Below are 14429 nucleotides of genomic sequence, written 5' to 3' on the forward strand. Positions count from 1 at the left end.
GAGAGGGTCACTCCTCTCTTTTCCTGCGTATGCGGGGCATTCATGATATGGAGGAACTTGATATGTTGAGTTTTGAACAAAAACTGGATCGTTATGCTGAACTGGCCGTAAAAGTCGGAGCCAACGTTCAGCCCGGGCAAATCTTCGTTATTAGCGCGATGATTGATACAGCTGAATTTGTGCGTTTGTTGGTGCGCAAAGGCTACGAGGCCGGAGCAAAGAAAGTTATCGTCAAATATGGAGACGAAACTGTCAATCGGCTGCGCTTTGAAATGGCGCCTGAGGATTCCTTCCAAGATCCGCCGAAATGGCATGCTGCTGAGCTTGAGGAGCTGGCAGCGAACAATGCTTCGTTCTTGACCGTATTGTCATCCAGCCCGGACCTGTTGAAAGGCATCGATCCAGAACGCATTTCCACTCATCAGCGTACATACGGTCAGGCGATGTCCAAATATCGTCAGTACCAGCAGGCAGACAAAATGAGCTGGACAGGAGTAGCCTGTCCTTCGCCGGATTGGGCCGCCAAAGTATTCCCTGACCTTCCCCCTGCTGAGCAGATGAAACAGCTCTGGGAAGCCATTTTTGCTGCTGTAAGAGCTGATCTGGAAGATCCTGTAGCGGCTTGGGAGCAGCATATTGAGCGTTTGGAGCACAAAGCAGTTGCCCTGAACAGCAAAAAATATAAAACTCTGCATTTTGTCTCACCGGGAACCGACCTTACCGTTGATCTTCCTGAAGGGCACATTTGGGCACAAGCGGGCAGCATTAATGAACAAGGCACTCGTTTTGTGGCCAACATTCCGACAGAGGAAGTATTCACAGCACCATCCAAATTTGGGGTGAACGGTAAAGTGTCTAGCACCAAACCACTCAGTTATGGCGGAAGTATCATTGATCGCTTCTCTCTTACGTTTGAAAAAGGACGCATCATTGATTTCCACGCCGAAGAAGGTCAGGATACACTAGAAAGACTCATCAATATGGATGAAGGTTCCCATTATCTCGGTGAAGTCGCTTTGGTGCCCTTCCATTCTCCAATCTCGGAAAGTGGTATTCTCTATTACACAACGCTATATGATGAGAACGCTTCATGTCACCTCGCTATCGGTAGTTCCTATGCCTTCAATATCGATGGTGGCAAAACCATGTCAACCGAGGAGCTTGCAGCTCGCGGCATGAACTCCAGCATTACTCACGTAGACTTCATGATGGGATCGCCGGAAACGAATATTTATGGCGTGACAGCGAATGGTGAGCGTGAAGCCATCTTCCTGAACGGTGACTGGGCTTTCTAAGCCATTTGTACCTGTTATTCTGCGATTATTAAGTAACTCATAGAGGCTGCCCTACTGACCATGATTTAGTGGTTAGTGAGGCGGCCTCTTTCTATTTCGGCTATACTTTTTCTACTTCTGTCGGACTAACCTCCCATTGTATCGCTTCCATATAATGTTGTAAAATGAAATGATACCAATGTTTGTGGATTGTTCACCAGAAAGGAGAACATCATGGCCAATCGGCTCCAATTACTCTTAGCCTCAGATTTCCATAATTTGGGCCCTCAGCTTCAAGAAGAAGTGTACTACGAATACTATAATATGGTACATGGTCTCATCGTTTACATCATCAAAGAACGTGCAGCAGCAGAAGATATCATTCAGGAAGCTTTTATTAAAATCATTAAAAACAAACCTCTCTTCGACAACGAAGTCAAACTGAAAGCATGGCTGAAGGTTGTCACACGGAATACCGCCATTAATTATCTGAGAAAAAATAAAAATAACCGTAACCAACTGGATACGGATAGTGTTTTTATAGATATGGAGACAATTAATCAGACGGCCGCTTCCGTGGAGAGCACGGTGGAGACTCAAATGATGCAGGAATCCATCGAATTCTATTTGGAACAGCTTAAGCCGGAATACCGTGTACTTGTGGAGCTACGCTGGAAAGAGGGTCTTTCCTATCGGGAAATGGCCGATCTCCTTGATACATCCGAAGAAATTGTTAAGCAACGTTTGTTCAGAGCCCGCGGAAGTATCAAAAAGAAATTACATAAGGAATGGGGTGGAAGTATTGAGCAAAGGCAAGTCCGATAAGCATATTGATTCATTCGATTCAGAGCTGGAAGACGATTTTTTCGATGCCGCGTTTGATATGGCTTTTGAGGAAGCCTTCCATCAGGCTGCATCTGCCACCCCTGCTTCCAACACCGAACCTATGCGTCAATCCTGGCTCCGAGTTCAAAAGGAAATTGCCCGGGTTGGCGCACGCAAGAAAAGAATGCGCACCATACGTTTATCTGTTATTGTTGCTGCGTCCGTGACCATTGGCGCCGTCATCTTCAGTATGCCGACTGGGACACAAGCCGTCTCCCCTTTTGTACAATCGATCAAGGAATGGGGCAATGGGATGAAATCCATTGTTATTGAGGATCGTACCACCCAACTAGGCGCCGATCCGTCGACTGCCAAGACGCCTCCACCTCCTGAACGTGGAGTTAATGAAGCTCCCAAATTCTATTCTGGAGACGAACCAGAAGAGGATGAAGATATTGTTCTCCCCTTCTATGAGACATCACACTTGCTTGAACCTATTGTTGTAACAAAGAAAATAGCACGCTCGGGATTTATGGGTGATTTTTTGTTATCAAATGCGATTCCCAAGCGGTTTACAAAGATCAAATTTGAGCTCATGCTGGATACCCTCAATCCCGTCAATCCGGAAGATTATTACGAATCTCAACGAATGAGGGTTCGTTATAGTGGCGAAGGCAAAAATGGTGAAGAAGAAGTCATTCAGTTTGATTATGCCTATGTTTCGCCTGGTCAGGTCATTGAGGGGCCCATGCTTCGCGAAACAAGTATCGTCAAATTGGCTGATGGCAGCGATGCATTTATGTACCTCGGTCCCCCCTATAATACCTTTCAATGGATGATGGGTTCTGTCAATATGAGCTTATTCGGAACCGTTTCGGAAGAAGAAATGACTGCCATTGCCAACGACCTGCAGGAACAAAAATTTCCTGGTAGTACTCGCAAGTAAATTAAAATAATACATTGCTTGAAATATGTGTTGTCGTCTCAGGCTTGACCCCATCATCGGCCGTGTGAAGACTGACGACTCGATAGTAATAGCCGGTTATCACGGTCCAGCTCGATTGGGCATTCAGGGTCTGCGTTTGGGTTTTCTTCTTGGAACCGGATTGATAGAGAATCCAGGCCGATCCCGTCCAACGTTCAAGTCGATAATCGACTTGCAGCGATTTCATTTCCGAGAAAGTTGTTGTTGTTGTATTTACAACCGCAGTCAGCCCCCCTCCAGGTGTAACCGTCCCCTCTGCCTGATAAATATATTTTGGGGAAGTCAGTGCATGAATACTTGGTTCCAAAGGCGGTGGCGGTGGAGTAAGCGCGTGAGGCTGGATACTTGGACTGGCAACAGCAACCTCTTCGGTGGGTAGCGCAAGAATTATGGGTGCCGTTAGTGCTGCAACAATCATGACTTTCAGCATGGACGTTATTCTTAATTTCCGCATATGTATCCACCCTTCATTTTCCAAATTTGATTTTGTGTAAGTATTAAACGGATGTAGTGGTTAGAAGGTTTCAAAAAAATAAAAGACGCTCCGACTTACTTGTCGGTAGCGTCTTTTTGTCCTTTGATGAATCTTCGAATGAACACATACAGAATGGATGAAACCTAAATAATTCCATTACGTATCCATAAGATACCGTTGATATGAAATTACTCTCACATGCTTCAGACCAAATGACAGGCTACAAAATGATCCGCTCCAACGTTCCGATACGTTGGAATTTGCTGCTTGCAGATATCTTCTGCCCATGGACAACGTGTATGGAACTTGCATCCAGTTGGCGGATTCACCGGACTGGGGATATCCCCTTTAAGAACAATGCGTTCCCGTTTCAATTTCGGAATTGGCACAGGTACAGCTGATAGTAAGGCTTTTGTATACGGATGCAGTGGATTGCCGAATAACTCATCTCTGGAGGCCGTCTCGACCATGGAGCCCAGATACATCACTCCAATACGGTCACACAGATGTTCCACCACACTCAGATCATGCGAAATAAACAAGTAAGCAAGGCCATGCTCTTGCTGAAGCCGTCTGAACAGGTTGATAATCTGAGCCTGAATGGACACGTCCAGTGCAGATACCGGTTCATCTGCAATAATCAGTTTTGGATTCAAGATCAAAGCTCGTGCAATCCCAATCCGCTGTCGCTGTCCACCAGAGAATTCATGGGGAAAACGATCAATATGATAAGCTGATAATCCGCAGGCTCCGAGTACCTCCTTGACGAGATCACGCACCTCGCTTGCGGTCGCCAACCCGTGATCCAATACAGCCTCCCCGATCGCATCACCAATGCGAATGCGCGGATTCAGTGAACTGTAGGGGTCCTGGAAAATAAGTTGAAGCTGTGGACGGATCTTCCGTACTTCCTGCATAGACAAATGATGCAAGTCTACACCTTGAAAACGAATCTGTCCCTCCGTTTTCTCCGTTAAGCGTACGATCGTTCTGCCAACGGTGCTCTTGCCACTTCCGGATTCACCCACTAATCCAAACGTCTCGCCTTCATGGATGGTGATGCTGATATCATCGACTGCTTTCACATGGGCTACTGTACGATTCAATAAGCCTTTGCGCACTGGAAAATAGGTTTTGAGATGTTCAATTTCCAATAGAGGTTCAGACATGACTCAATGCCTCCTCATACAGAAAGCATGCAGCCCTCTGACCAGGTCCAAGCTGCTTGAGCGTCGGCATTTGCGTGGTGCATATCGACATACAGTGCTCACAACGGTCAGCAAAATGGCAGCAATCTTTTAAGGATAGTGGATCAGGTACATGTCCGGGTATTGAATACAATTCGTCCTGCCTTTGATTGATAATTGGCTTGGAGCGTAGTAATCCTTGGGTATATGGATGTTTGGGAGATTCAAATAATTGCACAACTTCCCCCTCTTCCACTACTTTACCTGCATACATCACAACGACATAATCCGCCATTTCGGCTACAACGCCAAGGTCATGCGTAATCATCAGAATGGAAGTTCCTGACTGGGACTTAATGTGTTGTAGCATATCCAATATCTGCGCTTGAATGGTCACATCCAGTGCGGTGGTTGGTTCATCTGCGATTAACAGTTTCGGGTTACAAGAGATGGCAATGGCAATCATAATGCGCTGCAGCATACCTCCACTCAGTTCGTGCGGATAGCTGTTTGCAATCTGTTCCGGACGTGAAATACCAACTTCGGAGATAAGTTCAACCGCTCGTGCGCGAGCCTGCTTTTTACTCATTTTCAAGTGTACAATCAGCGGCTCCATCAATTGCTCACCGATCTTAAGCACGGGATTCAACGAGGACATCGGTTCCTGAAAGATCATGGATATATCGTTGCCCCGGATGGCACGTAATGAGGATTTACTTTCACGGAGCAGATCCCGTCCACCAAAACGGATTGCACCGCCTACCACCTTGCCTGCCGGTTCCTCGATCAAACCCATAATCGACATGGCGGTTACACTTTTGCCGCAGCCCGATTCACCAACGATACACACCGTCTCCCCTTCTCGTACATTCAGGCTTACGCCGTCCACGGCTTTGACATGGCCTTCTTCCGAGTAAAAATGAGTCTCCAATTGTTCAATTTCAATCATATTTTGCATGAGGCGTGCTCACCTTCTCTTCTGTTTGGGATCTAATACGTCTCGAAGTCCATCACCAAATATGTTAATGGCAATAACGGTCACGAAAATGGACAGCCCTGGCGGAATCCATAACCACGGATGCTGCTGAAAATCAATCATGTTGTTGGCCGCATCGATCATATTGCCCCATGTAGGCGTTGGCGGCATGACACCCAGTCCAAAAAAGCTGAGTACCGATTCGCTGAGAATGGACCCTCCGATATTCAGAGTCGCCATGACGATGAGAAGTGGAACGATATTGGGCAAAAGATGATGAAACAGTTTGCGACGGTCACGCAGGCCAAGAACAACTGCAGCCTGCATGAATTCCCGCTCCCGCAAGCTCAACATCTGTCCTCGCACCATTCGGGCCATACCAGGCCAGTTGACAAAGCTGAGCATCAGCATGACGATATACATTCTGGAATCCGGCGGAACTTTCCAATCCGATAACAACGCGCCGAAAATGAACAGCAGCGGCAGTCCCGGGATTGTAAGCAGCAAATCGGCAATCCGCATAATGACCTGATCAACAATGCCGCGATAATATCCGGCGATGGCTCCAAGCAAGGAGCCGATAAATACGGATAGAACCATGGAAGCCAAACCAACAGTGAGCGAGATACGACCTGCCATCAGCACACGGGTAAGCACATCCCTGCCGAGCGCATCCGTACCAAGCCAGTGATGAATGCCAGGACCTTGTTTCATCGCTGTCATATTGATCTTGTTATCGGTATATGGTGAGAACAGCGGTCCAATGAAACAAGCTACAAACATCAACAAAACCACGATGAATCCGCCAACAGCAAGTCTGTTCTTGAGCAGTCTTTGGATCGACAATTTCCATAAAGAAGACTTGGCCGGAACCTTTAAAGGTAATGCAGCTTCTGTGGCATTTCTCGTTACAGACGATGAAGAGATTGTCATGTTTATAGCCCCCTTATTGCAAACGGACACGCGGATCTGCGATGTGATAGAGCACATCGGACAGCAGCGTTCCAATGACGGTCAGGATGGCGATAAACATCGTAAAGCCCATCAGCAGTGGATAATCCCGCAGTGAGAAGGACTGCATATATAACTGACCGATACCGGGCCAACTGAATATTTTCTCAATAATCAGTGAACCACCGAATAAGGACGGCAGCTCGAATCCAATCAGTGTTATCGCAGGCAGCAGAGCATTGCGCAAGGCATGGGTGTATAACACTTTGCTTTCTTTTAAACCTTTGGCTCGTGCTGTCCGAATATAATCCTGCTTGATCACATCAATCATGTTGCTGCGAAAGTAACGGGTAAGTGAGCCTACCCCAAGCAGAGTCATCACAATTACAGGCAAGGTCATATGTTGAATCACCTCTTTGACATAGGCCAGACCGGTAGCATTACTTCCTGTAGTCATCATGCCGCCTGGAGGCAACCATTTTAGGTCAACCGCCAGCAGTTTGATCAAAAACAATCCGATAAAGAAAGATGGCACGGACATGGCTGCAAATATGCCTATCATCACGAAAGTATCGAACCACGAATACTGCTTATAAGCAGCAATCACACCGATAATAACCGCGATGAACCAGGTCAGGAACGTGGTCACCGCAGCTAACAGGAATGAATTCCAGATATATTCGTTGAACAGCGCGAGCACAGGCTTTTGTTGTGCCAATGAATATCCGAAGTCCCCGTGTACAGCATTTTTCATCCAGATGAGATACCGTTCGATAACAGGCTTGTCCAGTCCATACAATTCTCGCAGCTCGGCCTTGCGCTCTGGACTCAGCTTAATGTTGCTGGAGATGTAGTCGCCAGGGGTAAGTGCATACAGGCTGAATATCAGAACGGAAGCGGCCAGCAAAATAAGAACCATGTATGTCATCCGTTTCACAATGTAAGTGCTCATATCAGGCTCCTTATCAATGCGTCCCCTGCATCTGCGACATCGCAAACACAAGGGACGTTTTGTTTATTTCGGTATTGATGTTACTTGATTCATAAAACCGCTTATTTCAAAGACCATTCCGGCAAGCTGGTTGCAATCCCGCGGTATGGACTGACAGAGAGCCCATCGATCCGACCGTTATAGGCGTAGACTGTTTTTTTGTAACTGGTGAAAATGACAGGCAGCTCATCATTGAGCAATTGGTACAGCTCTTTGTATACTGCCTTACGCTCCTCAATGTCAGTCGTAGCCAGTCCTTTGTTGTACAGCTCTTTCACTTTGGGATTGTCGTACCCTTTCAGCTCACCATCTACAAATTGCAGCACACCGTCTGAAGGATCTGTTAACATCGGGGTGGAGAAGGAAGCCAAGTCGTAATCTCCGCCCTCCACTTTGGATACAAGTGAGTTGAAATCGGCAAACACTTCAGGCTGGAACTGCACACCAATCGCTTCGAAGTTTTCTTTGGCTACAGCAATGAAGATATCCGTGGCCGGACTTTTCGTTCCGAGGAAATGCAGGGACAACTTCTTCCCGTTTTTCTCGCGGATGCCATCCGCTTCAGGCACCCACCCTGCATCATCCAACAATTGATTCGCTTTGTCCGGATCATAGGCGTATGGATTAATGCCGTCTTCCGTATAAGACCATGAAATTGGTGAAGTCGGAATGTTGGCAACAGCGCCTGCCCCTTGGTTGGCGTCCACATAGATGGACTGACGATCCAGGCCATAGGTAATGGCTTGCCGTACTTCTTTTTCCTGAAGTTGTTCATGCTCCAGATTAAGCTGTAAATATCCGTATGTACTTGGTGTGTAAGGCAGAAGGTTGAGGTATGGGATGTTTTTCAGCTTATCAATATTCTCCTGGGTAGCCGTGAACGAAGTGAAGTCGATCTCTCCGGTCTCAATAAACTGCCAGGTGTCTCCTTCCGATGTTTTATATATGAAGTGCTCCGTTTTCGGCTTGCCCTTGTAGTAGAATTCGTTGGCAACGAATCGTACTTCCTGACCCGGAATGAACTTTTCAAGTTTGTAAGGGCCATTGCCTACAGGTGCTGCATGAAGATTTTTAATGTATTCAAGCTTTCCAAATTGATAGTCTTTGCCGTAGTAGGCTTTGGACAACACCTCTGAGCCCAATGTAAGCAGAGCAGTTGCGTTTGGTTGTTCCAGCGTGACCGAGATCGTTAACGGATCAATGACTTGAATACCCTCAATGTGATCTGCCTTTCCTTCGGTATACGCTTTGCCGCCTTTTACCTTGGTGGAGAAAATATCAAATCCCCCGTCATACGACTTATCATGCAGAATGGTCCATGTAAAAGCGACATCCTCTGCGGTGAGCGGCGAGCCGTCACTGAACTTGGAATCTTTTCTCAGATGAAACGTGTATGTACGCTGATCCTCGGATACATCCCAGCTTTCAGCGAGATCAGGAACAGGTAAACCTTTCTCATCTACGGTCACTAGTGAAGCAAATAACAATGAAGCAACGTTGCCATCATATCCACTCTGATGGAAGTACGGTGTGAAAGCCCCACTGGGATCCGTAAGTCCCACAATCACCGTATCCGTTCGTTTTTTTGCCGTCTCAGGTAATTGATTCAGGTCCGTTGCCTGAAAGGGTGCATCCAGTGCTACTGAAACCGGAGTCGCTTGTGTGCCCGAATTTGTTGTCCCGCTTCCAGCAGTAGTAGTCTCTGCTCCCCCACCTCCAGCACATGCCGATAACACAATCGCACTACTGATGATTAACGATGCCACAGATAAACCTTTCATTCTCATAAAATCCTCCCCAATTCGTAAATAATCCATATTTTTCTCGCTCAGCCGTTCCTAATTCCCGAGTAATCCAGAATATATATAATTCCTATGAAATTAGTAAGGTATAAGTTCGATAAGCCCTATTATAAGAACCGCATTTGGTTCTGTAAATAGAGAACCACAAAAAAATATTTATATTAAACCCATTAATATCCACTTTAAAGCGATAAAATAGCCGTATGTTTTGCGCGGATTTCCTGAATAAATTTCAGTTCGGCCACAACAAACATACGGCTGTATCGAGGGAATACTTTTTTTCTAAAAACCACATTTTGATAAACGTTATTGCTCCAAATAATTCATGACATTCGGTAAAATTTGCTCCAGTGCATGAACACGAAGTGAATACTCAACCAGGCTCTCTCCTTCAAAATGCGCATAGACCAACCCTGCTCCACGAAGCTTGGACAGATGGTCATGAGTAATCCCTTTGGAAAGCTTCAAGTGACGAACAATTTCGATGAACGAACGTGGTCCCTGATGCAGAAAACGCATGATTTTCAGTCTATTCTTCTCTCCCAAGCTGCGAATCACACGCAAATGATGGGTCGGAATATATTCCTGGTCTCCCATATACAATCTGGAGGAATAATGGCACAACAGAGTATCCCCAAAATGCAGGATGACATTTAGGGGCTGAAAATGAAATTGTGGCACAAGCAGCAGTCTATCCAGCCCCTTCATGTCCCGGAACATCAACCCGTTGGTCGCATCATCCAGTACCTCTTTCTGGGGAGATTGATTTAACTGTTCCTTACAGTTCAGAACCTCCTGGCGCAGGTGTTGTAGGATTACGGGATCCAACAAGCGAAAATATTGCTCATTCCAGCCCGTTAGGACATAGGTCATATTGGTCTGGAAAGCAGCGATATCATCCGTATACGGGAAACTGTACCGACTAAAAATGTCATGAAGGTCAAGTACTGTTCGTTGGCTGAACCATTCAATAAAATCCTCTGGCTCCTCAGCTTCCACTCGCAAACAGACAAGCAGATACATCCATTTCCAATCATCATTCACGTTCATCTCTTGCAAGACAGCAGCAAGCTCAGGGGTTAGCTGCCTTTCTGTTTCTTGCGCCCAGGCTATGGATAAATCAATCTTTTTATGCGATTTTCGGCAAATATATGTATGCAAACTGGCCATGAATTCAAATACAGGCGTAAATCCAACCTCAATGCGATAGCTCAATCTCAACCTCTCCTATCTTGCAAAGTCGTTCCATTATACCCTGTTTGCAGCCGTGCATGCTACGATTATAGGGTAAACAAAAAGCCGCACAGTGGAATCATCCACCGTACGGCCTCCCTATAGACCGGGATCACCTGTCTCCAAAAATAATACTTTGGATTAGGCGCCCTCGCCTTCAACCATCAGATCAAGCTTAATCACATTCACACGTGAAATCCGCTTATGCTCGGTCTCTTGAATTACAAAGACATATCCATCATACTCTACCGACTGCCCTACTTCGGGTGGGATGGTCTCTACTCTGGAGTATAACCAACCACCAATCGTATCATAATCCGCCCGGTCCATATCCAGCCCAAAGCGCTCACTTACTTCTTCAATCAGCATGAGGCCGTCAATGGAGTATTCCATCTCATCCACTTTCTCAATCGCCGGACGCTCCTGGTCAAATTCATCCTGAATCTCGCCCACGATCTCTTCCATGATGTCTTCAAGCGTTACAAGCCCGGAGGTTCCTCCGTACTCATCAATCAGGATGGCAATCTGTGTCTTACTACGTTGCATCCGCTTGAGCAGGTCACTGATCGGAGTGGAATCGGGTACTGCGAGAATCGGCCGAATCACCGAAATGGTATCTGTAAGCTGAGATCGCATCAGGTCTTTAATGTGAATAAAACCGATAATATGGTCTTTGTCACCGTTATAAACCGGATAACGGGTACGCATGCTTTCACTGGCAATCTCCAGATTTTCCAGCATGGACTGATTGGCATTCAGGCAGATCATTTCCGTCCGCGGAATCATAATTTCACGGGCGGTTGTTGCCGTAAAATCAAATATATTATCAACAAGCGCCAATTCAGTATTATCAATTAAACCGCTCTTATTGCTTTCTTTCATCAGAATACGTATTTCATCTTCACTATGCGCCGAGTCATGCTCCGAGGCCGGTGCCATGCGAAACACTCTCAGCAGGCTGTTCGCCATACCATTCAATGCCCATATAAAGGGATACATTAATTTGTAAAAGAACGTAAGCAGCGCCGCAGACCATAACGTGATCGTCTCTGATTTGCGGATAGCCATCGTCTTGGGAGCAAGTTCCCCGAGTACAATATGCAAAATCGTAATAATAACAAAAGCAATCGCAATGGAGATTCCGTGTACGTATACCGGACCCATTCCAAATGCAGTAAACATGGGCTCTAACAGATGAGCAATCGCCGGCTCTCCCAGCCACCCAAGTCCAAGTGAAGCAAGCGTTATGCCCAATTGGCACGCGGACAGATAAGCATCCAGGTTGCGTACAATATTAGAAGCATAAATCGCATTTTTATTACCCGTTTCCACTAAAGCTTCAATCCGGCTGCCACGAACTTTGACCATCGCGAATTCTGCCGAGACAAAGAAACCATTCATCAATACAAGCAAAGCAATTAAAAATAAATTTAATATACTCGGTAAGGGGTCACTCAAATTATCTTCCTATTCGCCGTCATTCTTCGGCAAATAGGTCCACCTCCTTCGAAAATGTAGGATATTTGCCATTCTGCCGCTCATATGCAGTTTCAACTTCCCAATGCGTTCACCTCCACCTTCTTCTGTCGAATAACAAGGATATGCTTCTTTTATTATATAATTCTACACTACACAGTCAATCCGTGTCCTATGACAACGAAATGATGCATACAGGCTATTTCGTTAACAAATGTGCCGAATACGCCGTTTTTTTTACGTTTTACAAACAAATATATGCATCTTATTACTTTCGGTTTAACTTTTCTCTTACGCTCCGTTAATCATTCAGCTATATACTTCCAAATAGAACAACAAATTGATCTCGGAGGTATGTTCATGAAAAGCCATCATGCTATGAAATGGAATGCTCTACTACTCAGCGCGGCTGTTGCAATTACAGCAGTGCCTTGGCAGGTCAATGCTGAACCCGTATCTGTTCAGCAACAGACGGCCCCTGCCGCATTTACCATTTTACCTATTGACCGCGCTCAGATTCTGGCAGGCCAAAAGCTCGATTTCCGGGTTGAGCTAAACGGTGCCAAGTTGAATTCGAAAGACATTAAAATCCAGGTTAATGGCTTGTCACCGGACAAATACTTTGGCAAGTCTGGAACGTGGACAAGCAGCACCGACCTGAGCACGGAATACACCATCCGGGATGTTGCCTTTAAAGAGAGTGATTCCATTGTGGTAACCGCCGAGACGACGGCTACAGGCAAGCGTACATATTCACGGGTCGTATACCAAGTGTTCGATCCTTCCAAAGACTCGGCAACACTGACAAACGGTGAGCAAGCCAAAAATGTCGTTCTGATGATTGGCGATGGCATGAGTGCCAATATTCGCACCGCCGCTCGTGTTGTATCCAAGGGTATTAACGAAGGTAAATTCAAGGGTTGGCTGGAGATGGAGCAAATGGATGCCATGGGCATGGTCACCACGTCCGGTATGGATTCGATCGTCACTGATTCCGCCAATAGTGCTTCCGCTTATGCAACTGGTCACAAAACGGCCGTCAATGCCGAGGGTGTCTACCCGGACAATACACCAGACCCATTTGACGATCCGAAGGTGGAAAACATCGTTGAGCTGGTGAAACGGACACGTGGTATGGCTACTGGCCTTGTAACGACTGCGGATGTGACAGACGCGACACCTGCTGCGATGGCTGTACATACACGTAAGCGCGGGGAGCAAGAAGCGATTGCCAGCATGTATCTGAATGAAGCCAATCGACCGGATGTTATTCTGGGCGGTGGTCTGGAGTGGTTCCTTCCAGCAGCTGACGGCGGAAAACGCAAAGATGGACGCAATATTGTGGAGGAGTTCAAAAAAGAAGGGTATACCTACGTTACGGATGCAACAAATCTGGACAAGTCTGCCTCTACCAAATCTTTGCTGGGATTGTTCCGCAAAGGCAACATGAACGTATATTATGACCGGGAGTATACGCAGCCTAACAATGCAGAAATTGTAGGCAAGGATATCGATCAGCCAACGTTGATGGAAATGACCGACACAGCTCTTCAGGTACTGGAACAGAACAAAAACGGATTTTTCCTGATGGTCGAAGGCGCATCGATTGATAAACAGGCTCACACGATGGATTTTGAACGCTCCGTATGGGATGCCATTGAATTCGATCAAACGGTTGGTCGGGTTAAGGAATATGCGAAGAAACACCCGGATACGCTCGTTATCGTCACATCCGACCACGGTCATTCCCTTACTCTAAACGGAACGTACAACACGGAAGCCGCCAAAGGTAAATCGGGTGACGAACTCCGCGAATTGATCGGCACATATGCTGATTCCAAGTTCCCGACGTATGTGGATGCAAACGGAGATGGATTCCCGGACAATCCGGATTCCGAGTGGAAGATTGCTGTTGGTTGGGGCAATATGCCGGATAACAATGAGGATTATCTTGCTAATCCGGTGCCAATCAGCCCTACCATCCAGGACCCTAACGTGAAAGACAAAACATGGTATATCGCTAACCCGGACAAAGACCCGGACGGAGTTCACTATACGGGTAACCTGCCTCATGATGAAGGGCAGGAAGTCCACACATTCGACGATGTGCCCATCAACGCTTCGGGACCAGGGTCCCGCTTGTTCTCTGGATATCTCGATAATACGGACGTGTTCCGCAAAATGGTAACTGCATTGAAGTTGGATGCGTCCAAGTAGAATAACGGTTGAACTAACAAAAGAGTATCCTAGCTCA

12 protein-coding genes are annotated in these 14429 nt (G+C 46.4%); 4 read left to right on the forward strand and 8 right to left on the reverse strand.

Annotated features, from left to right (window positions below; all coding sequences use genetic code 11):
* Positions 1 to 62: 62 nt before the first annotated feature.
* The 3 genes from DC345_RS20640 to DC345_RS20650 all read left to right on the forward strand — a co-directional run bounded on the left by DC345_RS20640 (position 63) and on the right by DC345_RS20650 (position 3045).
* Positions 63 to 1295: an aminopeptidase gene (locus DC345_RS20640; protein WP_113054689.1), complete on the forward strand. Its 1233-nt coding sequence runs from the start codon at positions 63 to 65 to the stop codon at positions 1293 to 1295.
* 213 nt (positions 1296 to 1508) lie between these two features.
* Positions 1509 to 2099 carry an RNA polymerase sigma factor gene (locus DC345_RS20645; protein WP_063563940.1) on the forward strand — a complete coding sequence of 197 codons (591 nt, stop codon included), beginning with the start codon at positions 1509 to 1511 and terminating at the stop codon, positions 2097 to 2099.
* Positions 2077 to 3045: a hypothetical protein gene (locus DC345_RS20650; RefSeq protein WP_113054690.1), complete on the forward strand. Its 969-nt coding sequence runs from the start codon at positions 2077 to 2079 to the stop codon at positions 3043 to 3045. Before DC345_RS20645 ends, DC345_RS20650 begins: the two co-directional genes overlap by 23 nt.
* A gap of 1 nt (position 3046) precedes the next feature.
* On the opposite strand, the gene DC345_RS20655 is transcribed toward DC345_RS20650, so the two are convergent.
* The 8 genes from DC345_RS20655 to DC345_RS20690 form a co-directional block, all read right to left on the reverse strand.
* Positions 3047 to 3538, reverse strand: a complete 492-nt coding sequence (locus DC345_RS20655) for a hypothetical protein (protein WP_113054691.1) — start codon at positions 3536 to 3538, stop codon at positions 3047 to 3049.
* A 224-nt stretch (positions 3539 to 3762) separates the two neighbouring features.
* The gene (locus DC345_RS20660) at positions 3763 to 4728 is read right to left on the reverse strand and encodes an ABC transporter ATP-binding protein (RefSeq protein ID WP_113054692.1); all 966 of its coding nucleotides are present in this window, start codon (positions 4726 to 4728) and stop codon (positions 3763 to 3765) included.
* On the reverse strand, positions 4721 to 5704 hold the full coding sequence (locus DC345_RS20665; RefSeq protein ID WP_113054693.1) for an ABC transporter ATP-binding protein: 984 nt from the start codon (positions 5702 to 5704) through the stop codon (positions 4721 to 4723). The genes DC345_RS20660 and DC345_RS20665 overlap by 8 nt, the downstream gene beginning before the upstream one ends.
* A 9-nt stretch (positions 5705 to 5713) precedes the next feature.
* On the reverse strand, positions 5714 to 6655 hold the full coding sequence (opp4C, locus tag DC345_RS20670; RefSeq protein ID WP_113054694.1) for an oligopeptide ABC transporter permease: 942 nt from the start codon (positions 6653 to 6655) through the stop codon (positions 5714 to 5716).
* Positions 6656 to 6668: 13 nt separating this feature from the next.
* Positions 6669 to 7625 (reverse strand): ABC transporter permease, encoded by a 957-nt coding sequence (locus DC345_RS20675; RefSeq protein ID WP_090898117.1) that lies wholly within the window; start codon positions 7623 to 7625, stop codon positions 6669 to 6671.
* A gap of 101 nt (positions 7626 to 7726) precedes the next feature.
* The gene (locus DC345_RS20680) at positions 7727 to 9451 is read right to left on the reverse strand and encodes an ABC transporter substrate-binding protein (RefSeq protein WP_113054695.1); all 1725 of its coding nucleotides are present in this window, start codon (positions 9449 to 9451) and stop codon (positions 7727 to 7729) included.
* Positions 9452 to 9772: 321 nt separating this feature from the next.
* Positions 9773 to 10681, reverse strand: a complete 909-nt coding sequence (locus tag DC345_RS20685; protein ID WP_258530735.1) for an ArsR/SmtB family transcription factor — start codon at positions 10679 to 10681, stop codon at positions 9773 to 9775.
* A 159-nt stretch (positions 10682 to 10840) separates the two neighbouring features.
* A complete protein-coding gene (locus DC345_RS20690) occupies positions 10841 to 12157 on the reverse strand; it encodes a hemolysin family protein (RefSeq protein ID WP_110000146.1) in 1317 nt (438 codons plus the stop codon).
* 378 nt (positions 12158 to 12535) lie between these two features.
* Between DC345_RS20690 and DC345_RS20695 the strand changes: the two genes are divergently transcribed.
* Complete coding sequence (locus tag DC345_RS20695; RefSeq protein ID WP_220095250.1) at positions 12536 to 14392, forward strand: alkaline phosphatase; 1857 nt, start codon at positions 12536 to 12538, stop codon at positions 14390 to 14392.
* Positions 14393 to 14429 lie beyond the last annotated feature (37 nt).

Source organism: Paenibacillus taichungensis (assembly GCF_003287275.1).
Lineage (GTDB): Bacteria > Bacillota > Bacilli > Paenibacillales > Paenibacillaceae > Paenibacillus > Paenibacillus taichungensis_A.

Excerpts from the sequence above, each read along its gene's own strand:
- DC345_RS20640 (WP_113054689.1), top strand. The coding sequence starts at position 63 with ATGTTGAGTTTTGAACAAAAACTGGATCGTTATGCTGAACTGGCCGTA.
- DC345_RS20645 (WP_063563940.1), top strand. The coding sequence starts at position 1,509 with ATGGCCAATCGGCTCCAATTACTCTTAGCCTCAGATTTCCATAATTTG.
- DC345_RS20655 (WP_113054691.1), bottom strand. The coding sequence starts at position 3,538 with ATGCGGAAATTAAGAATAACGTCCATGCTGAAAGTCATGATTGTTGCA.
- DC345_RS20660 (WP_113054692.1), bottom strand. The coding sequence starts at position 4,728 with ATGTCTGAACCTCTATTGGAAATTGAACATCTCAAAACCTATTTTCCA.
- DC345_RS20665 (WP_113054693.1), bottom strand. The coding sequence starts at position 5,704 with ATGCAAAATATGATTGAAATTGAACAATTGGAGACTCATTTTTACTCG.
- opp4C (WP_113054694.1), bottom strand. The coding sequence starts at position 6,655 with ATGACAATCTCTTCATCGTCTGTAACGAGAAATGCCACAGAAGCTGCA.
- DC345_RS20675 (WP_090898117.1), bottom strand. The coding sequence starts at position 7,625 with ATGAGCACTTACATTGTGAAACGGATGACATACATGGTTCTTATTTTG.
- DC345_RS20680 (WP_113054695.1), bottom strand. The coding sequence starts at position 9,451 with ATGAGAATGAAAGGTTTATCTGTGGCATCGTTAATCATCAGTAGTGCG.
- DC345_RS20695 (WP_220095250.1), top strand. The coding sequence starts at position 12,536 with ATGAAAAGCCATCATGCTATGAAATGGAATGCTCTACTACTCAGCGCG.